Consider the following 20,963-nt stretch of genomic DNA (forward strand, 5'->3'; position numbering starts at 1 on the left):
GCAGGGACATAAAATGGGCGTATATATTAATAAAGATACGAAAGTAATCGTTCAAGGAATTACGGGCTCAACTGCTCTTTTCCATACAAAACAAATGCTTGAATACGGAACTAAAATCGTTGCTGGGGTAACTCCTGGTAAAGGTGGTACGGAAGTAGAAGGCGTTCCAGTTTTCAACACAGTTGATGATGCTGTTAAAGCTACTGGCGCTAACGTTTCTGTAATTTATGTACCAGCTCCATTTGCTGCTGATGCAATTTTGGAAGCAGTAGATGCTGAATTAGATATGACTATCTGTATTACTGAGCATATTCCAGTACTAGACATGGTTAACGTTAAACGTTACATGGAAGGAAAGAAAACTCGTTTAGTAGGACCAAACTGTCCTGGTGTAATTACAGCAGACGAATGTAAGATTGGTATTATGCCTGGATACATTCATACAAAAGGCCATGTAGGTGTAGTTTCACGTTCTGGTACTTTAACGTATGAAGCTGTTCATCAATTAACTCAAGCTGGAATTGGTCAAACAACAGCTGTTGGTATTGGTGGAGATCCAGTAAATGGGACAAACTTTATTGATGCATTAACTGCATTCAATGAAGATGAAGAAACATATGCAGTTGTGATGATTGGTGAAATCGGTGGTACTGCAGAAGAAGAAGCAGCTGCATGGATTAAAGCTAACATGACAAAACCTGTAGTAGGGTTCATCGGTGGTCAAACGGCTCCAGAAGGAAAACGTATGGGTCACGCTGGTGCAATTATCTCTGGTGGTCAAGGTACTGCTGAAGGGAAAATTAAAGCAATGGAAGCAGCTGGAATGAAAGTTGCAGCAACTCCATCAGTAATCGGTGAAACTTTAATAGAAGCAATTAAAGAAGCAGGTCTTTACGACGCTTGTAAAACACATTAATATAAGAGTACGGCACATCAAATGGTGTTGCCGTACTTTTTTTATTGTCTAGACTTCAGCATCTTGCGCTTCGAGGCAAACAGAGCACTTAAATTTTTCAGAATAGGAGGGAAGAAATGAACGATGAACAATATCTCAATCGATTTTTAGCTCTGCATTATGTTTTTCCTGTTCCTCTAAACAAAATTCAATCTCTAATTGAGTCTAACCCCCATCTAACTCACTTAGAAAAAATGCAGTCAAATCTACTTGCTAAAATATGTAACATTACTCCAAATCGCGCGGTAAATTTACAGGAAATGTATCAAAAATTTGTAGAAATCCCACTTTTACAAATGTATAAAAAACATGATATAACCCCAATCATCTATACCAATCCCAACTATCCAAAAAGTTTATTAAACCTATATGATCCGCCTGCTGTGTTATATGCGAAAGGTGATATAAATTTACTAACAAACGACAAAAAGCTTGCTATAATAGGATCTAGAGAAGCTACGAGTTACTCGGAACAAAGTATTGAAAAAATATTGCCTCCGTTAATTGAAAAGGACTATATCATTGTAAGTGGGCTGGCTAAAGGTGCAGACACCCTTGCTCATAAAATAACGATGAAACTGGGCGGAAAAACTATAGCGGTTTTAGGCACAGGTTTCTTTCATATTTATCCGAAAAATAATACAGAATTAGCATATAAAATGTCGAAAAATCAGTTGTTAGTAACAGAATATCCTCCCTACATTACGCCAAAAAAGTGGAATTTTCCAATGCGAAATCGAATTATTAGTGGATTGTCTCAAGGTGTAGTTATTACAGAGGCGAAAGAAAAAAGTGGTACAGTTTCAACAATGGAGCATGCACTTGAAAATGGGAAAGAAATTTTTGCGATTCCTGGTTCTATTCATTCTCCACTCTCAGCAGGGCCACATTTCCTTATATTAGAAGGGGCGAAGCCAGTTTGGAATGGTCATCAAATACTGGAAGAATTAAAAATAAATGAACAAATTAGCAATTAGTAAAATGAAAAGTCTTGCATTTCTTAGAAAACTGTTATACATTTTGCAACAGGTATTTGTTTTGAAGAATAAAGCGAGTTACCTTCTATAAGGAGGCACATCTATGTCGGATTATTTAGTGATTGTGGAATCGCCAGCGAAGGCAAAAACGATTGAGCGATATCTTGGAAAAAAATATAAAGTAAAAGCATCAATCGGTCATGTGCGCGATTTACCTAGAAGTCAAATGGGTGTCGACGTTGAAAATGACTATGAACCAAAATATATTACGATACGAGGTAAAGGTCCAGTTTTACAAGATTTGAAGAATGCAGCAAAAAAAGCGAAGAAAGTTTATCTCGCAGCTGACCCCGACAGAGAAGGGGAAGCGATTGCATGGCATTTAGCAAATTCGTTACATGTAGATATTGAATCTGATTGTCGCGTAGTATTTAATGAAATTACAAAAGATGCAATACTTGAATCCTTTAAACATCCTAGACCAATTAATATGGATCTAGTAGACGCTCAACAAGCGAGAAGAATCTTAGATCGACTAGTTGGTTATAATATTAGTCCAATTCTATGGAAGAAAGTTAAAAAAGGGCTTTCTGCTGGTCGTGTACAGTCCGTAGCATTACGCTTAATTATTGATCGTGAAAACGAGATAAATGCATTTATCCCAGAAGAATACTGGTCAATTGAAGGCCAATTTGAAAAAGATAAAAAAGCATTTGATGCGCTTTACTTTGGAAATGAACAAGAAAAAGTAAAGCTTTCCAATGAAGATGAAGTAAAAGCTGTATTAAAAGTGATGAAAGGCAAAAAATTTGAAGTGACAAATGTAGTGAAAAAAGAGCGAAAGAGAAATCCTGCTCCTTCCTTTACTACTTCCTCACTACAACAAGAAGCTGCCCGCAAGCTAAACTTTAGAGCAAGAAAAACAATGATGCTTGCACAACAATTATATGAAGGAATCGATCTTGGGAAAAAAGAAGGAACTGTTGGTTTAATTACGTATATGCGAACAGATTCTACGAGAATTTCAGACACTGCAAAAGCAGACGCTCAAGATTTTATAAAAAATGAGTATGGTTCTGAGTTTATTTCCACAAAGAAAGCAGAAAAACAGTCGAAAAAATCACAAGATGCTCATGAAGCTGTTAGACCTACTAGTGTACTAAGAACTCCAGATCAATTAAAGAGTATTCTTTCTCGTGATTTATTCCGCTTATACAAATTAATTTGGGAACGATTCATTGCTAGTCAAATGGCTCCTGCCACTCTTGATACAGTAGCTGTTGATTTGAAAAACGGAGAAGCTGTTTTTCGTGCAAACGGTTCGCAAGTAAAATTCCCTGGATTTATGAAAGTGTATGTGGAAGGCTCGGATGATCAAAAAGATGATAAAGATAAGCTTTTACCCGCGTTAGATTTAGGGGACAAAGTAAGTGCTTTATCTATTGAACCAAAACAGCATTTTACACAACCACCTCCAAGATATTCAGAAGCGAGACTTGTTAAAACGCTGGAAGAATTAGGGATAGGTAGACCTTCTACGTATGCTCCTACACTGGATACAATTCAAAAAAGAGGATATGTTGCGTTAGAAACAAAACGCTTTGTTCCTACGGAGCTGGGAACAATTGTTCATCAACTCGTACTTGAATTTTTCCCAAATGTACTTGATATTGAGTTTACGGCTCAAATGGAACGGGATTTAGATAGTGTAGAAGAAGGCCAAGTAAAATGGGTACAAGTAATTGATGGATTCTACCAAGACTTTGAGAAACATGTGAAACATGCAGATGCTGCCATGGAAAAAATCGTTATTAAAGATGAACCTACAGGAGAGGACTGCGAAAACTGTGGCTCCCCAATGGTTTATAAATTAGGACGATACGGTAAATTTATGGCTTGTAGTAATTTCCCAGAATGTCGTAATACAAAGGCAATCGTTAAGGAGATTGGTGTAACTTGCCCTGCATGTAATGAAGGACAGATAGTGGAACGTAAAAGTAAAACAAAGCGCTTGTTTTATGGTTGTAACCAATATCCAACATGTGAATTTGTATCTTGGGACAAGCCAATAAGTCGACCATGTCCGAAATGTAATGAAATGTTAGTAGAGAAGAAATTGAAAAAAGGTATACAAATACAATGTGTTGCGTGTGATTATAAAGAAGATCCGCAAAGTTAGAAAGAAGGATACGACATGACTGAAATAGTAAACGTGATTGGTGCAGGATTAGCAGGAAGTGAGGCAGCGTGGCAAATAGCAAAAAGAGGTATAAAAGTACGTCTTTATGAAATGCGACCTGTTAAACAAACTCCAGCGCATCATACGGACAAATTTGCTGAATTGGTTTGCTCCAATTCACTAAGAGCTAACAACTTAACTAATGCTGTAGGCGTTATTAAAGAAGAAATGCGTATGTTAGATTCACTTATTATTCAATCTGCTGATAATAGCAGTGTGCCAGCAGGTGGAGCACTTGCTGTAGATCGACATGATTTTGCAGGAAGGGTAACAGATACAATTCGTAATCATCCACTGATTGAAATTGTGAACGAAGAAGTAACGGAAATCCCAGAAGGCATTACTGTTATTGCAACTGGTCCATTAACTTCTCCGGCACTTGCTGAAAAAGTAAAAGAAATAACTGGGCAAGACTATTTATACTTCTACGATGCTGCTGCTCCAATTGTTGAAAAAGACAGTATTGATATGGATAAAGTATATTTGAAATCTCGTTACGATAAAGGCGAAGCTGCTTATTTAAACTGTCCAATGACAGAAGAAGAGTTTGATCGTTTTTATGATGCGCTTGTTTCGGCAGAAGTAGTTCCATTAAAAGAATTTGAGAAAGAGATATATTTTGAAGGATGTATGCCAGTAGAAGTAATGGCAGAGCGCGGACGAAAAACTTTATTATTCGGTCCGATGAAACCAGTAGGTTTGGAAGATCCTAAAACAGGGAAACGTCCATTTGCCGTTGTTCAGTTAAGACAAGACGATGCTGCTGGCACACTTTATAATATTGTAGGATTCCAAACTCATTTAAAATGGGGGCCACAAAAAGAAGTACTGCAGTTAATTCCTGGTCTTGAAAATGTGGAAATAGTTCGTTATGGTGTGATGCATCGTAATACGTTCATAAATTCGCCACATGTTTTACAACCGACTTATCAATTGAAAGCAAACCCAAATATCTTTTTTGCTGGTCAAATGACAGGTGTAGAAGGTTATGTAGAGTCAGCTGGAAGTGGCCTTTTAGCAGGAATTAACGCTGCTAAATTAGTAAAAGGGGAAGAATTAGTAGTATTGCCAAGTGAGACAGCTCTAGGCAGTATGGCTAGATATATTACAGAAGCAGACCCAAGGAACTTCCAACCTATGAATATTAACTTTGGCTTATTCCCTGAACTACAACCGAAAGTTCGAGACAAAAAGGTAAAAGTAGAAAAATTAGCAAATAGAGCGCTTACAACAATTCAAAATTTTATGAAAAATAAGTCAATATAATTGCTTTAAGCCTCTAAAAAGTTGTATACTTTTAGAGGCTTTTACAATGGAAATGTATCGGAGTTGTTAACATGATTGGGTTAGACGAACTTCATTCTTTTATTGCCTACATACAACTAGAAAAAAACTATTCTAATCTAACAGTTCATGAATATGAAAATGATATTAAGCAGTTTTTAATTTACTTAGAAGCAGAAGGAGTACAACACTTAAATGATGTGGAGTACGTTCATGCAAGACTGTACGTAACAAATTTATATGACAAAAAATTAGCGAGAACCTCTATATCTAGAAAAATTTCTTCCATTCGATCTTTTTATAAATTTTTGAATAGGGAATATAATATTCGAGATGATGCTTTTCAATCATTGTATCATCCTAAAAAAGAAGAGAAATTGCCTCATTTTTTTTATGAAGAAGAGATGGAAAAGTTATTTGAGGAAAATAAGGGGACTGACCCTTTATCCATTCGTAATTTGGCGATACTTGAATTATTATATGCTACTGGTATTCGTGTAAGTGAACTTACTTCCATTGAGTTGCGTCATATTGATAGTAGTTATGGTGTAGTTCGCGTAATGGGGAAGGGAAGAAAAGAGCGTTATATTCCCGTAGGTGATTATGCACTATCTGCTGTTGAACAGTATGTTTTAAATAGTAGACCGAAATTGATGAAAAAAACATCACATTCTTTTTTATTTGTTAACAGTAGAGGCGAGCACTTAACTACTGATGGAGTTAGGTATATTTTGAATGAAATGATGAAAAAAGCGTCGTTACATACAACGATTTATCCACATATGCTACGACATACATTTGCCACTCATTTATTAAATAATGGAGCAGACTTAAGAAGCGTACAAGAATTACTAGGTCATGCTCACTTATCTTCTACCCAAGTGTATACACATGTAACGAAAGAACATTTAAGAAAAACGTATATGAATGCTCATCCAAGGGCATAAGTATTGGAGGTAATGAAAATTGGCTGGAATACATGCAACGACGATATTTGCTGTTAGTCATAAAGGAAGCTATGCTATGGCAGGCGATGGTCAAGTAACATTAGGGAATCAAGTCGTAATGAAGCATACGGCGAAAAAAGTGAGAAGATTATTTAATGGTCAGGTAATTGCTGGTTTTGCCGGTTCTGTAGCTGATGCGTTTACATTATTTGAAATGTTCGAAGTAAAGCTATTAGAGTATAATGGAAACCTTCAACGAGCTGCAGTAGAACTTGCTAAACAATGGCGTGGAGATAAAATGTTACGCCAACTAGAGGCGATGCTTTTAGTAATGGATAAAAGTAACCTTTTACTCGTTTCAGGAACGGGAGAAGTAATTGAGCCGGATGATGGGATTCTTGCAATTGGTTCTGGTGGTAACTATGCGCTCGCTGCTGGAAGAGCGTTGAAACAGTATGCTGGAGATAAAATGACTGCAAAAGAAATTGCAGTTGCTTCTTTAACGACAGCTGCAGACATTTGTGTATTCACGAATCATCAAATTATTGTGGAGGTTTTAGGTGAATGAAAGAAAATAACTTAACCCCAAAACAAATTACAGAGCATCTAAATAGATATATTATCGGGCAAGAAGCTGCCAAAAAAGCAGTAGCTGTAGCACTTCGGAATCGTTATAGAAGACAATTACTCGATGAAGAAATGAAAAATGAAATAATCCCTAAAAATATTTTAATGATCGGTCCAACCGGAGTAGGGAAAACGGAGATTGCTAGGAGAATTGCAAAGCTTACAAAAGCTCCTTTTGTAAAAGTGGAAGCAACTAAATTTACAGAAGTCGGTTACGTCGGTAGAGATGTGGAATCAATGGTAAGGGATTTAGTGGAAGCCGCTATCCGAATTGTTAGAGAAGAAAAAATGGAAGAAGTAAAAGATCAAGCCATTCGATTAGCAAATGATGCTATTGTAAAATTATTAGTTCCTTCTCTAAAGAAAAAGAATGCAAATCAAAACCCGTTTGAAGCACTATTTGGTGGTGGAAAGACGGAAGATGATAGTACGGATACAGATGATACAGAAGTACGTTTAAAACGCTCTCAAATTGCCGAAGATTTAAGAGATGGCAAGCTAGAAAATGAAATTGTAACAGTGGAAGTAACAGAACAAGCACCTTCCATTTTCGACGCATTGCAAGGCGGAGGCATGGAAAGCATGGGGATGAACATGCAAGATGCACTTTCTAATTTAATGCCAAAGAAAAAGAAAAAAAGAAAAATGAAAGTAAAAGATGCACGTAAAGTATTAATTCATGAAGAAGCGAGCAAATTAATAGATAATGACGAATTATCTCAAATAGCTATTGAAAAAACGGAGCAGACTGGGATTATATTTATTGATGAGATGGATAAAATTGCGAGTAAAGGTGGAGGTAGCTCTTCCGTAGATGTTTCTAGAGAAGGGGTTCAACGAGATATTTTACCGATCGTCGAAGGATCTACGATCAATACAAAATACGGAGCTGTCAAAACGGATTATATTTTATTTATTGCAGCTGGAGCCTTTCATATGTCGAAGCCATCTGATTTAATTCCTGAACTACAAGGACGTTTTCCAATCCGTGTAGAATTAGAGAAGCTTTCGAAAGACGACTTTGTTCGCATTTTGAAAGAACCTCATCATTCCTTGATAAAACAATATGAAGCATTACTTCAAACGGAAGAAGTGACAATAACGTTTTCAGATGAGGCCATTGAACGAATTGGTGACATCGCATATCAAGTAAATCAGGAAACGGATAATATAGGAGCAAGAAGACTTCATACAATTTTGGAGAAGATATTAGAAGAACTTTCATATGAGGCATCGGATATATCACCAGCACATATTCACATAACTCCTTCCTATATTGACCAAAAACTTGACAATATTGTGAAAAACCGTGATATATCGCAATTTATCCTGTAATATAAGGTGTCAGCTATATCTAAAAATAATAAAAACCTTTAGAATATTAAAAATAAATAGGTAATCAAATGGAGGATTCATTCATGAATTTATTAGACAAAACAAGAAAAATTAACTCGATGTTACAAGCATCGGCTGGAAAACCAGTTAACTTTAAAGAAATGGCAGCTACATTAAGCGACGTGATTGAATGTAATGCTTTCATCGTAAGTAGAAAAGGGAAGTTACTTGGGCATGAAGTACATCAACAAATCGAAAATGATCGCATGATTAAAATGATGGAACAGCGCCAATTTCCAGAAGATTATACTAAAAACTTATTCAGTGTGAATGAAACTTCTTCTAACCTAGACGTGTTTAGTCAACATTCAGTATTCCCTGTTGAAAACCGCGATTTGTTTAAAGATGGTTTAACAACTATCGTACCTATCATTGGTGGTGGAGAGCGTCTAGGAACATTAATTCTAGGACGTTTAAAACAAGAGTTTCACGATGACGATTTAATCCTTGCGGAATATGGTGCAACTGTTGTAGGTATGGAAATCTTACGTGAGAAATCAGAAGAAATCGAAGAAGAAGCTAGAAGTAAAGCGGTTGTTCAAATGGCTATTAACTCATTATCATATAGTGAATTGGAAGCAATTGAGCATATCTTTGAAGAATTAGATGGAAATGAAGGATTACTTGTTGCATCTAAAATCGCTGACCGTGTAGGTATCACTCGTTCAGTTATCGTAAATGCACTTCGTAAACTTGAGAGCGCTGGTGTAATTGAATCTAGATCTCTTGGAATGAAAGGAACTTATATCAAAGTTCTTAATGATAAGTTCCTTGCAGAACTTGCTCAACTTAAAATGAAATAATACCAAACTGAAACCTCTTCTACATAACTGTGGAAGAGGTTTCAGTTTGACGACGAAAGCATTTTTATGAATAATAATAGTAAATATTCCTTAAGTGGTTGCTTTATCTAATTAAAAGTAAAAATAGTGGATATCTATCATAATGAATTGTTTATAAGCTGGTACCACCACGAAGACTCCTGTGGGAACAGCTTGAGCTGAAGACCCCGCAGGAACGCAGTGACGAGGAGGCTGAAGCCAAGCCCACGGAAAGCGAAGTGGTGGTCCTTGCCGAATTTAGTATACAACCCTATACACCCAAAATTGAATTTGTCTACAGTCTGGAACCCCTTCTACATAATTGTGGAAGGGGTTTTTTATTTGGAGAAATTTTATAAGGTGCTTTTTCCAAAATAAAATTGAAGTTTATTTGAATGGATTCAATCGACAGAAAATTACAAATTAATTGCAAAATACACAAAAAAGCATTTTTTATCGAAAAAAAAGGAAAAAAGTACTATTAAATTAGAAAAAAGTGAATGGACACTATGTTACATTTTGATTACAATTAGATTATTATGGTTTTCACAGATAATTATCACAAATATACCATGTGAAATTAAAAAGAGGTGTAAGAGTTGAGTATTTTTGGAGGAACAATTACCAGTTTAGAACAAGGATTGGATTTTTCTGCTACAAAGCAAAAAACAATTGCGCAAAATATAGCAAATATCGACACGCCAAACTACAAAGCAAGAAGCGTTAGCTTTAATGAGTATTTCACAGAAGCAAAAAAAACAGCAGTATCTGCATACCGAACAGAAGAAAAACATTTTGATTTTGAAATGCACGCTAGCAATTCAAATGTTTATAATTCAAATTTTCGGTATAGTTCCAATGGGAATGGCGTGGATATGGATAAAGAACAAGCAAATCTAGCGACGAACCAGCTCTACTATAATGCGCTAGTCGATCGAGTGAGTGGAAAGTTAAACACGCTACAAACAGTTATTAGAGGAGGAAGCTAATTATGTCGATATTCCACGGAATGAACACTACTGCTTCTGCATTAACAACACAACGACTACGTATGGATGTTATATCCTCTAATATGGCGAATGTTGACACTACACGAGCGAAACTTGTCGACGGAGAGTGGCAGGCTTACAGAAGGAAAACAGTTACGTTACAACCATTAGAAGGAAAATTTTCTAATTTCCTAAATGTGGCAAGGGGTTCAGGCGGTAAAGGCAATGTAGGAAATGGTGTAAAAGTAACTCAAGTAAAAGAGGATACAGAAACTCCTTTCAAACTGGTCTATGATCCAACTCATATAGACGCAAATGAGGATGGGTATGTAGAAATGCCGAATGTGGATCCGCTAAGAGAGATGGTCAACCTAATATCAGCTACACGCTCGTATGAAGCAAATGTAACAGTTTTTAATGCGAATAAAGCAATGCTGTCAAAAGCATTAGAAATTGGAAAATAAGAAAGAAGGTCTAACTTTTCATGGCAATAGAATCGATTTCTTTATTTAATCCTTCTCAAATAAATCCCGTTTCTTCAACTCCTAAAATGAGTTCAGCTGAAGCCCAAGAAAATTTTGGTGATTTTTTGAAAAGCGCAATTGACTCCGTCAATGAAAGCCAGAAAGCTTCTGATGTTGCAACAGAGAAATTAATACGTGGAGAAGATATTGAATTACATGAAGTAATGATTGCTTCACAAAAAGCAAGTATTACATTAAATGCGACATTAGAAATTCGTAACAAAGTGATTGAAGCTTATCAAGAAATCATGCGTATGCCAGTTTAAACCCTCGGTTATCGCTACATATCGAGCAAAAATATTCACCATAGCCGGAGGATAATAATGAATGATCGAATAAAAAAAATCACAAGTGACATAACAACATTTTGGAAGAGTCGTACGAAAATGCAAAAAGGGACATTGATTGGGAGTGTTGCAGCAGTTATTGTAATAGCAGCTGTACTTACGACCTTCATGACAAGAACAGAATTTGTTCCACTGTATTCAGAAGTATCGCCTTCTGAAATAGGGCGTATTAAAGAAAATTTGGATGCGCAAGGAGTTCCAAATGAAATCGCTCCTGGAGGAACATCTATTTTAGTTCCTGCAGACCAAGTAGATGCGTTGTTAGTGCAATTAGCAGCAGAAGGTTTTCCGCAATCTGGAATGATTGACTATAGCTTTTTCTCGCAAAATGCTGGATTTGGTATGACAGATAATGAATTTAACGTTTTGAAGCTCGCTACTATGCAAACAGAAGTAGCTAATTTGATTAAAAGTGTGGAAGGGGTAAAAGATGCCAAAGTAATGATTACATTACCACAAGAAGGCGTCTTCTTATCACAAAGCAATGAATCAGCAAGTGCTTCTATTGTATTAAATACAGAACCTGGATATCAATTTACCGAAACGCAAATTTTGTCCTTATATAATTTAGTTTCTAAATCAATTCCAAATTTATCTACAGATAATATTGTAATTACCAACCAATACTCTGAGTATTTTGATTTAAAACAAGCTAACTCAGGTGCTGGTGGAACAAATGTTACGGATCAAATGACCGTGAAAAAGACTATTGAACGTGATCTGCAAAGACAAGTACAAACAATGTTGAGTACGTTGATGGGTCAAGATAAAGTGGTTGTTTCTGTTACGACAGATATCGACTTTAAACAAGAAAACCGAGAAGAAAATTTAGTTGAACCAGTAGATAAAGAAAATATGGCTGGTATACAAATTAGTGCACAACGTATTTCTGAAACTTTCACAGGAAATAACCCAATTGCGGGAGGTACACCTCAAGCAGAAGATGCGACAGATAATTTTACTAACTATGTAGAAGGTTCTACTGCAAATGGTGACTATGAAAGAATGGAAGATACAATTAATAATGAAGTAAATCGAATTCGCAAAGAAATTGTCGAAAGTCCATATAAGATTAGAGATATTGGGATTCAAGTTATGGTAGAACCTCCAAATCCAGAGGATATTACTTCAATGCCTGACGGAGTAGAGGCGGATATTGAACAAATCCTAGCAACTATTATTCGAACTTCCATCGATAAAGGCGAAGTAGGCGAATTAACGGAACAGCAATTACAAGAAAAAATCGTTGTATCTGTCCAACCCTTTAACGGCAAATCTACATTCGCTGCAGAACCAACTGCTGCTATTCCGTGGTGGGTATATGTAGTAGGTGGAATTTTAGTAGCAGCAATTATACTTCTCCTCGTTTTCGTCGTCCGTTCTAGAAGAAGTGAGGAAGAAGAGTTAGTCATTCTCGAAGAACAAAGAGAAGAACTTAAAATCGATGATATTAATGATGAAAAAGAAACAGAAGCTAGCTTAAGACGAAAACAACTAGAAAAAATGGCTAAAGACAAGCCAGAAGATTTCGCTAAATTGTTACGTACTTGGATAGCTGAGGATTAATGGAGGGACGGCTGGCTATGAATAAGAAAGAAAAAGAACTAACTGGTAAACAAAAAGCCGCGCTCTTATTGATTTCTCTCGGACCTGAAGTGTCAGCTTCCATTTATAAACATTTAAATGAAGAAGAAATCGAGCGTTTAACATTAGAAATTTCTAGTGTGAAAAAAGTAGAGCCTGAAATAAAAGAGGATATTATTGAGGAGTTTCATAATATTGCACTGGCGCAGGATTATATTTCTCAAGGTGGTATAGGGTATGCGAGAACAGTCCTTGAAAAAGCACTGGGGACAGATCATGCGCAAGCCATTATTAATCGTTTAACATCTTCACTTCAGGTTAGACCTTTTGACTTTGCTAGACGGGCAGAGCCAACACAATTATTTAATTTTATTCAAAATGAGCATCCACAAACAATTGCACTTATATTATCTTACCTAGAAGCTCAACAGGCTGGGATTATTCTTTCCTCCTTGCCTCAAGAAGTACAAGCAGATATTGCAAAGCGTATTGCAACAATGGATTCTACATCACCCGAAGTAATTAGTGAAATCGAATCCGTATTAGAACGTAAGCTGTCATCTACTGTTACCCAAGATTACACAGAAACGGGTGGAATTGATGCGGTAGTCGAAGTGTTAAATGGAGTAGACCGTACAACAGAGAAAACGATTTTGGACGCTTTAGAAATTCAAGATCCAGAACTTGCAGAAGAAATTAAGAAAAGAATGTTTGTATTTGAGGATATTGTTACGCTTGATAATCGCTCCATTCAACGAGTTATTCGTGACTGTGAAAATGAAGATTTAATTCTTTCCATGAAAGTATCTAGTGAAGAAGTGAAAGATATTATTTTCCGAAATATGTCCACACGTATGGCAGAAACATTTAAGGAAGAGATGGAAATCATGGGACCTGTTCGTTTACGTGATGTAGAAGAGGCGCAAACGCGTATCGTTTCCGTTATTAGAAGACTTGAAGATGCTGGTGAAATAATTATTGCCCGTGGTGGAGGAGATGACATTATTGTCTAGAATTTTCCGAAACGTACAAATGAATGAGGGGATTGAAAAATCAAAACCTATTCAAATTATAAACCTTCATAAACAAGAAAATGTAGATCAACCTCTTTCCCTAGAAATTATTTCTAAGGAAAGAGAAAAAATGGTTCAAGAAGTTAACCAGGAAATATTAAACAAAAAACAAGCATTAGCAATTGAAATAGAAGAAACGAAGCAATTGATCGAAAGTGAAAAGATTGCATGGGATGAGCAAAAGTTAGCATTTCAGCAAGCGGCGTATGATGAAGGTTTCGTACAAGGGTTAGAAGAAGGAAGAATGAAAGCACTTGCTGACATGCAGCAATCTTTAATTACGGCAAATGAAACAATGACGGTAGCTCATGATAATGCTGCACAATATTTACAGTATCAAGAGCATGTCATATTGGAACTTGCCATTCGCAGTGCGGAGCGAATTTTAGGTGCAAAGCTAGAAGAAAATGATGAATTATTTCTATCTATTGTAAAAAGGGGACTTAAGGAAGCAAGAGAAATGAAAGAAATTAAACTCTATGTTTCTGCTACATACTTCACGCTTGTATCAAGTAACCGTGAAGAGCTTGCTTCCATCTTTCCAATAGATGTACCATTTATGATTTTTGTTGATGAAGAAATGAAAGAAACAGATGGTTATATCGAAACAAATCACGGAAGAATTGTCGTGAGTATTGATGAACAACTACAAGAGTTACGACGAAAGTTAGTTGATATTCTAGACAGTATGGAGTGAAAATGATGAAAGCAAAAGATTTAATTCAACAAATATCGAATGTGCCTACATTTAAAAAATATGGACGTGTGAATCGCGTTGTTGGATTAATGATTGAATCTCAAGGTCCTGAAAGTTCCATAGGTGATGTATGTAAAATACATATTAACTCTGCAAAAAATGGACATTCGGTCATTCTAGCTGAAGTAGTTGGTTTCAAAGAAGAAATAGTTGTTTTAATGCCCTACACAAATATCCGTGAAATTTCTACTGGTTGTTTAGTTGAAGGTACGAATAGTCCGCTGGAAGTAAAAGTAGGTCCTGAGTTAATAGGGAAAGTGCTCGATTCTATGGGGAATCCAATTGATGGAACCGTATTACCAAAAGGATTAAAGACAGTAGGGACAGAACAAGATCCTCCCAATCCGCTTACAAGACCACCTATCCATGAGCGGATAGAAGTTGGTGTAAAAGCTATTGATGGCATGCTAACAGTTGGAAAAGGGCAGAGAGTTGGTATTTTTGCGGGGTCTGGGGTCGGTAAAAGTACATTGTTAGGCATGATTGCTAGAAATACAAATGCGGATTTAAATGTTATTGCCCTCATTGGAGAGCGAGGAAGAGAAGTACGTGAATTTATCGAACGAGATTTAGGAAAAGAAGGTTTAGAGAAATCCATTGTAATTGCAGCTACATCTGATCAGCCAGCATTAATGCGTATTAAAGGTGCATTTACTGCTACTGCTATTGCTGAATATTTTCGAGACAAAGGTCTTAATGTCATGCTTATGATGGATTCTGTTACCCGTGTTGCAATGGCACAAAGAGAAATAGGTCTTGCGGTAGGTGAACCACCTGCTACAAGAGGATACACGCCTTCTGTATTCTCTATATTACCGAAATTACTCGAGCGCACTGGTACGAACGAACAAGGTACCATTACTGCATTTTATACAGTATTAGTAGATGGGGACGATATGAATGAACCAATTGCCGATACCGTTCGAGGTATCCTAGATGGGCATATCGTTTTAGATCGATCGTTAGCAAATAAAGGACAATATCCAGCCATTAACGTGCTTAAAAGTATTAGTCGTTTAATGAATCACATATCCGATGAAAATCATGTGAAAGCTGCAGAACGTTTACGTGAATTGTATTTTACGTACAATAAATCGGAGGATCTGATTAATATTGGAGCGTATAAACGTGGTACTTCAAGAGAAATTGATGAAGCGATACAATATGAGCCTTTAATTACCTCCTTTTTGAAACAAGGTTATTTGGACAAAGTATCGCTAGACTCAAGTGTGAGCGAATTAGTTGCTTTATCTAATGGTGGTGTCTAACTATGGTGTCTTATCATTATAAATTTGATAAAGTTTTAACTGTTCGAGAACAAGAAAAGTCAGAGACAGAGCTAGCCTACAAAGAAAGTGTAATGGTTTTTGAAAAAGTAGCTACTGAATTATATGATCTTCTTAAGAAGAAAGAAGAAACAATGGATGCGCAAAATAACCAATTAACTAATGGCTTATCCATTAATCATATCCATCATTACTCCAACTATATAGTTGGGTTACAAAAAAGAATTGATACGTTACAAAAAGAAGTAATGCAAGCTCGTTCTAAAATGAAATGGTTTGAAGAAAAACTATTAGAAAAAACGCTAGAAGTTCGTAAGTTTGAAAAGATAAAAGAAAAAGACTATAAACTTTTTCAGCAAGAACAACAAAGACTTGAAACAATACAATTAGATGAAATATCATCCTTAAAGTTTCAAAACAAAGAGATTAGGTGAGTAATAGCATGGCTAAACGGAACAAATCAACTAAAAGCATGCAAGCGGTAAATAATGAGTCAAATAGTATTAGTAAAATGAAAATGTTATTTTATTGGTTTATCATTCCTTTTTTATTTGCTTTAGCTCTCCTATTAATTTATGCATTAATAGCTAAGATAAATGTTTTTGAAAAAGCAAAAGAGCTTACAAATCAAGGACAAGAGCAAGTATTAACAGAAGATGTGAAAACGAATCGATTAGAAGAGAAAGTAGTATCACTGCAAGCAGATATTCAACAAAAAGAGGTGCAAATAGACAAACTCCAAACAGAAATTGACAATTCTTCGCAATCCAATGAAGCACTTTTAGTGGAACAACAACGCTTGCTAGATGAAATAGAAGCATTACAAAATCAACGAGAAAGTACGAAAAGAGATTATGCAGAAATTGTTTCTACTTTTGAGAAAATGTCAGCAAAAACAGCAGCTCCTGTCATTACAAATATGAGCGATGCAGAAGCACTACGTATATTGACAAGTTTGAAGCCAGATACAGTTGCTAAGATATATGAAAAAATGACTCCTGAAGACGCAGCTAAGTATACAGAGTTAATGACTAAGCAATAATTCAAGGTATTTGAAAGGAGGTGAAATAGTGAATATCGCAGCAGTAGTTAATATGGGAAATAATATTGCAGTGCAGCCAAAAGCCCAGCAGACATCGATTAGTGGAAACTCACAAGCGTTTGGAAATGTATTTGGTCAAATATTATCAAATCAGCAAGTACAACAACCGGCTACCTCAGGTTTAGACGAATCACTACAGAATCTAGTGCAAGACTTATTATCTATTCTAGACGCTAATTCATTAGAAGAAGTAGAAAGTTTATTAGGCTCTAAAGAATTGACGGTTAATCCGAAAGAATTAAAAGAGCTACTTAGCAAACTTCTTGGAGAAGAAACAGACCCAACAGCTGAACTTATGGAATCGAATGTATGGGACTTACTAGCAGGCATAAATGAACAAGCAAGTAAGCTTTCAGATGCAATTGTACTTTCCCTGAATGGCCAAGGAACAGCTACACCAGTAGAAGCAAAACAAGCGGTTGAATTACTTAAAATTGCACAACTCATTGGAAACAAATCGGATTTAACACTAAAGCAAGATTCTACATTATTTGATCTAAAACAATTAATGGATAATTTAAAAGAGAATCTAGCGAATGAAGGGCAAAATCCTGTTGTAATGCAAACACTAAAGCCGGTTACCCAGCAACTATTAGTTAAACATTTGATAACTCAAGTTTCTAACCCAATTGCAAATAATACAGTAGTTGAAACGAAAGAATTAACCAACATACAAGGACAAACAACAACACTTGTACAAACAAAAGTGGAAACTGTGTCTATTACGTTACCTGCTGAGAAACCTGCTCAATCTGAAGAATTCATGAAAGAATTACAAAAAGTCATGAATCGTGTTCAATTTGGACAAGCCGGAGGAGCTAATAGACTAGTCATCAAGCTTTATCCTGAACAGCTAGGAACAATTCGAATTGAATTGATACAAAAAGACGGTATGATTTCTACTAAAATGCTAGCGTCAACTGCTTTAGGAAAAGAATTACTAGATTCACACTCTAATCAGTTAAGACAAGGTTTGGCAAATCAAAACATTCAAGTGGATAAGCTAGAAATTACACAAGCGTTACAAGATCCATCTAGACAAGATAGAAACCAGTCTTTCCAAGATTCTTTAAAGCAACAACAGCAACAACAGCAGGAAAATCAACAAGAGAGTAATGACGAATCAGATGAACAGTCTACTTTCCAAGATTTTTTACAGGAAATGGAGGTTTAATAAATGGCTGAAAAGACCGAAATGAAACCAATAACATCAGGTATGTACTTAAATAATAAAAAATCAGCTGAACGTAAAACAGGGAACAGTACGCTTGGTAAAGATGATTTTTTGAAAATATTAATGACTCAGCTTCAAAATCAAGATCCTACAAATCCAATGAAGGATAATGAGTTCATTGCTCAAATGGCACAGTTTTCATCATTAGAACAAATGACAAATATGACAAAAGCTTTTGAACAATTCGCTCTTGGTCAACAACAAACTCAGCTGATTCAGTACAATCAATTTGTCGGTAAGCAAGTGAAGTGGCATGAAGTAACAGGAGAAGTAGATGAAAACAAAAAACCTATCATTAATGAAGGTACAGGTACAATTGTTTCTGTAAAATTTATCGATGGTGGGGTGGAATTCACTTTAGCAGACGGCAAAAAAATTACTCCTGGTAATATTTCAGAAGTAATCTCAGGAGATAGTAGTGGCTCAAATAGTCTAGTTGAAGCGAGCATGATGATTGGTAAAACGGTTACTTACATTCCATCCAAACCAGTAACGGAACCTGATCCTGATCCTGAAGAGGGAGATGGAAGTGATACAGGGACTGATACAGGAACTGATACAGCAGTAACTGCAAAAGTCGAGTCCGTCACAAAGAAAGATGGAGTTATTGTGTTCAACTTGAGTGATGGCACATCTATAACAGCAGATCAAATGATATCAATTAGTTAATTTCGAACGGAGTGTGGCAATGGACAAAATTCAACTAAATCGCGTCCCGCTGCAACCAACAATCCGTCAACCACTCACATCAAAACATGTTTCAACATCAAGACAATCATTTTTACAGCATCTGCAGGAAGCGACTGTAAAAACGGAATTGAAAGTAAGTAAGCATGCTAATCAACGTTTGATCGAAAGAAATATTCACATATCAGATGCAGAATGGCAGTTAGTGAGTGATAAAGTAATGGAAGCACGCTCAAAAGGTGTGAATGACTCATTAGTATTGATGGATCAAGCAGCATTAATCGTTAGTGCAAAAAATGCAACAGTGATTACTGCAATGGATCGCAGGGAAGCAAAAAATCAATTATTCACTAATATTGACGGCACTATTGTGCTGAACTAACTAATAAATAGCAGGACCTGAAAAGGATGCTATGTGCAGCTGACTGATAGACGCTTGCACGCAAATTGAAGGGAGAAAAAATAAATGATTCGCTCAATGTACTCAGGTATTTCAGGCTTAAAAAATTTCCAAACAAAACTAGATGTTATTGGTAATAACATTGCAAACGTAAATACATATGGCTTTAAAAAAGGTCGTACCGTATTTAAAGATTTGATTTCACAAACAACTGCGGGTGCATCTGCAGCCTCTCAAACACGAGGAGGAGTTAACGCAAAACAAATTGGATTAGGTGCCCAATTATCTTCTATTGATACGATTCATTCAGGTGGATCTTTACAAACAACAAATAATACATTAGATTTAGCGGTTTCTGGAGATGGGTTCTTTATTGTTGCGGACGGAGATGCAAATCCACCAACTGCATTTTCTAATCCATCATATACTCGCGCAGGAAATTTTTATATGGATTCAAATGGTTATTTGGTGAATTCAGATGGTAAATATGTTTATGGATTCTCGGATCCAGCTGCACAAGATTTAACAAGTGCTGATACAGATTATGAACTAGCGCAAGATGTTGTTTCATTAACGACGACACCTGATGGAGTTTTACCATCTGCATCGGGGTCTGAGATTGAATCCCCGATCAGAATACCAACTAATGCTCAAAGTATGTCTATATCTCAAAATGGTACAGTGACATTTGTTGATTCAACTGGTGAGTTACGTTATGCAGGTCAGTTAGTAATGGCTAAGTTTGCGAATGCTGCGGGGCTTCAAAAAGCTGGTTCAAACTATTATCAAGAATCTCCAAACTCAGGTACGCCATTTTATTCGGTTGGTACTGAACAAGGTATGGGGTCAGTCAACTCTGGCTTCCTAGAAATGTCTAACGTCGATCTATCGGAAGAATTTACAGATATGATTGTAGCGCAACGTGGATTCCAGGCAAACACTCGTATTATTACAACATCTGACCAAATTTTAGAAGAGCTTGTAAATCTAAAACGATAATTTACTAATTTAAATATAATAGTAAGGGAGGGTTGGGCCGTTCCTATAGTGCCCGGCCCTTTAAAATGATTAAATTAACACGATTAAATGGTAAAGAGTTTTTGTTAAATGCTCTATACATAGAGACGGTTGAATCTTTTCCAGATACAACGATAACACTCACAAACGGTCATAAATATGTTGCGTTGGAATCAAGAGAAGAAGTGGCATTAAAAATCTCTCAATTTTACAATGAAATACATATATTATCGAATCCCCATATAAGAGGTGATCAAGATGCAGAATAAAAATAAATTATTAACTATTATGCTAATTATTTTAGTTTCCATCACTTTACTAGGTGTTATCGCATTGCTCATTGTTTTTCAGTTAAATAAAGGGGAAGAGAGTACAGAACCCACAATTGACGAAATTGTAGAATCTTCAATTGATATAGGAGAAATAACTACGAATCTTGCAGGGAATAAATTTATTCGCATTGCTATGAAAGTGCAAACGGATAGCCCAGAAGCAGCAGAGGAACTAACGAAACGTGATTTTCAAGTGAAAAATATTATCATAACGGAGCTTTCTGAAATGACTCCTGAGGATTTAGAAGGAAAGCAAGGAAAAGTAATGTTTGAATCATCGTTAAAAACAAAAATCAATGAGTTAATGGATGATGGTGAAGTTCAACAAGTATATATAACTTCTTCGATTATTCAGTAAAGTAATTCTTTTGAATGGAGGTGGGCAG

Annotated in this window: 23 protein-coding genes; all 23 read left to right on the forward strand. The window is 36.2% G+C overall.

Annotated elements, in window-relative coordinates; all coding sequences use genetic code 11:
- Window positions 1-13: 13 nt before the first annotated feature.
- Window positions 14-916, forward strand: coding sequence for a succinate--CoA ligase subunit alpha (gene sucD, locus MHH81_RS06110; protein WP_340919091.1), 903 nt, complete (start codon window positions 14-16; stop codon window positions 914-916).
- Window positions 917-1,032: 116 nt separating this feature from the next.
- Window positions 1,033-1,932: a DNA-processing protein DprA gene (dprA, locus tag MHH81_RS06115; RefSeq protein ID WP_340919093.1), complete on the forward strand. Its 900-nt coding sequence runs from the start codon at window positions 1,033-1,035 to the stop codon at window positions 1,930-1,932.
- A 103-nt stretch (window positions 1,933-2,035) separates the two neighbouring features.
- Entirely contained in the window at window positions 2,036-4,111 is a 2,076-nt protein-coding gene (gene topA, locus MHH81_RS06120; protein ID WP_340919096.1) for a type I DNA topoisomerase, read from the forward strand.
- 15 nt (window positions 4,112-4,126) lie between these two features.
- Entirely contained in the window at window positions 4,127-5,437 is a 1,311-nt protein-coding gene (trmFO, locus tag MHH81_RS06125) for an FADH(2)-oxidizing methylenetetrahydrofolate--tRNA-(uracil(54)-C(5))-methyltransferase TrmFO (RefSeq protein ID WP_340919098.1), read from the forward strand.
- A gap of 71 nt (window positions 5,438-5,508) precedes the next feature.
- A complete protein-coding gene (xerC, locus tag MHH81_RS06130; RefSeq protein ID WP_340919101.1) occupies window positions 5,509-6,402 on the forward strand; it encodes a tyrosine recombinase XerC in 894 nt (297 codons plus the stop codon).
- A gap of 19 nt (window positions 6,403-6,421) precedes the next feature.
- Window positions 6,422-6,970, forward strand: a complete 549-nt coding sequence (hslV, locus tag MHH81_RS06135; RefSeq protein WP_340919103.1) for an ATP-dependent protease subunit HslV — start codon at window positions 6,422-6,424, stop codon at window positions 6,968-6,970.
- Window positions 6,967-8,364 carry an ATP-dependent protease ATPase subunit HslU gene (gene hslU, locus MHH81_RS06140; protein ID WP_340919106.1) on the forward strand — a complete coding sequence of 466 codons (1,398 nt, stop codon included), beginning with the start codon at window positions 6,967-6,969 and terminating at the stop codon, window positions 8,362-8,364. The genes hslV and hslU overlap by 4 nt, the downstream gene beginning before the upstream one ends.
- 83 nt (window positions 8,365-8,447) lie before the next feature.
- Window positions 8,448-9,227, forward strand: coding sequence for a GTP-sensing pleiotropic transcriptional regulator CodY (gene codY, locus MHH81_RS06145; RefSeq protein WP_340919109.1), 780 nt, complete (start codon window positions 8,448-8,450; stop codon window positions 9,225-9,227).
- A gap of 617 nt (window positions 9,228-9,844) precedes the next feature.
- A complete protein-coding gene (gene flgB, locus MHH81_RS06150; protein WP_340919112.1) occupies window positions 9,845-10,234 on the forward strand; it encodes a flagellar basal body rod protein FlgB in 390 nt (129 codons plus the stop codon).
- Window positions 10,235-10,236: 2 nt separating this feature from the next.
- The gene (gene flgC, locus MHH81_RS06155; protein ID WP_340919115.1) at window positions 10,237-10,698 is read left to right on the forward strand and encodes a flagellar basal body rod protein FlgC; all 462 of its coding nucleotides are present in this window, start codon (window positions 10,237-10,239) and stop codon (window positions 10,696-10,698) included.
- A gap of 20 nt (window positions 10,699-10,718) precedes the next feature.
- A complete protein-coding gene (gene fliE, locus MHH81_RS06160) occupies window positions 10,719-11,024 on the forward strand; it encodes a flagellar hook-basal body complex protein FliE (RefSeq protein ID WP_340919118.1) in 306 nt (101 codons plus the stop codon).
- 57 nt (window positions 11,025-11,081) lie between these two features.
- Complete coding sequence (fliF, locus tag MHH81_RS06165) at window positions 11,082-12,671, forward strand: flagellar basal-body MS-ring/collar protein FliF (protein ID WP_340919119.1); 1,590 nt, start codon at window positions 11,082-11,084, stop codon at window positions 12,669-12,671.
- 17 nt (window positions 12,672-12,688) lie between these two features.
- Window positions 12,689-13,702: a flagellar motor switch protein FliG gene (gene fliG, locus MHH81_RS06170; RefSeq protein WP_340919121.1), complete on the forward strand. Its 1,014-nt coding sequence runs from the start codon at window positions 12,689-12,691 to the stop codon at window positions 13,700-13,702.
- Window positions 13,686-14,459: a FliH/SctL family protein gene (locus MHH81_RS06175; RefSeq protein ID WP_340919123.1), complete on the forward strand. Its 774-nt coding sequence runs from the start codon at window positions 13,686-13,688 to the stop codon at window positions 14,457-14,459. The genes fliG and MHH81_RS06175 overlap by 17 nt, the downstream gene beginning before the upstream one ends.
- A gap of 5 nt (window positions 14,460-14,464) precedes the next feature.
- On the forward strand, window positions 14,465-15,787 hold the full coding sequence (fliI, locus tag MHH81_RS06180) for a flagellar protein export ATPase FliI (RefSeq protein WP_340925140.1): 1,323 nt from the start codon (window positions 14,465-14,467) through the stop codon (window positions 15,785-15,787).
- 2 nt (window positions 15,788-15,789) lie between these two features.
- Window positions 15,790-16,239: a flagellar export protein FliJ gene (gene fliJ / locus MHH81_RS06185; protein WP_340919125.1), complete on the forward strand. Its 450-nt coding sequence runs from the start codon at window positions 15,790-15,792 to the stop codon at window positions 16,237-16,239.
- A gap of 8 nt (window positions 16,240-16,247) precedes the next feature.
- Window positions 16,248-16,847 carry a MotE family protein gene (locus MHH81_RS06190; protein WP_340919127.1) on the forward strand — a complete coding sequence of 200 codons (600 nt, stop codon included), beginning with the start codon at window positions 16,248-16,250 and terminating at the stop codon, window positions 16,845-16,847.
- A gap of 28 nt (window positions 16,848-16,875) precedes the next feature.
- Window positions 16,876-18,081, forward strand: coding sequence for a flagellar hook-length control protein FliK (locus tag MHH81_RS06195; protein ID WP_340919129.1), 1,206 nt, complete (start codon window positions 16,876-16,878; stop codon window positions 18,079-18,081).
- A gap of 3 nt (window positions 18,082-18,084) precedes the next feature.
- Window positions 18,085-18,810 carry a flagellar hook assembly protein FlgD gene (gene flgD / locus MHH81_RS06200; protein ID WP_340919131.1) on the forward strand — a complete coding sequence of 242 codons (726 nt, stop codon included), beginning with the start codon at window positions 18,085-18,087 and terminating at the stop codon, window positions 18,808-18,810.
- Between the two features lie 19 nt (window positions 18,811-18,829).
- The gene (locus MHH81_RS06205) at window positions 18,830-19,210 is read left to right on the forward strand and encodes a TIGR02530 family flagellar biosynthesis protein (protein ID WP_340919133.1); all 381 of its coding nucleotides are present in this window, start codon (window positions 18,830-18,832) and stop codon (window positions 19,208-19,210) included.
- Window positions 19,211-19,294: 84 nt separating this feature from the next.
- The gene (gene flgG, locus MHH81_RS06210) at window positions 19,295-20,227 is read left to right on the forward strand and encodes a flagellar basal body rod protein FlgG (protein WP_340919136.1); all 933 of its coding nucleotides are present in this window, start codon (window positions 19,295-19,297) and stop codon (window positions 20,225-20,227) included.
- Between the two features lie 65 nt (window positions 20,228-20,292).
- A complete protein-coding gene (locus MHH81_RS06215) occupies window positions 20,293-20,514 on the forward strand; it encodes a flagellar FlbD family protein (protein WP_340919138.1) in 222 nt (73 codons plus the stop codon).
- Window positions 20,504-20,935 (forward strand): flagellar basal body-associated protein FliL, encoded by a 432-nt coding sequence (fliL, locus tag MHH81_RS06220; protein WP_340919141.1) that lies wholly within the window; start codon window positions 20,504-20,506, stop codon window positions 20,933-20,935. The genes MHH81_RS06215 and fliL overlap by 11 nt, the downstream gene beginning before the upstream one ends.
- Window positions 20,936-20,963 lie beyond the last annotated feature (28 nt).

It is taken from the genome of Psychrobacillus sp. FSL H8-0484 (assembly GCF_038005325.1).
In the GTDB taxonomy this organism is placed as follows: domain Bacteria; phylum Bacillota; class Bacilli; order Bacillales_A; family Planococcaceae; genus Psychrobacillus.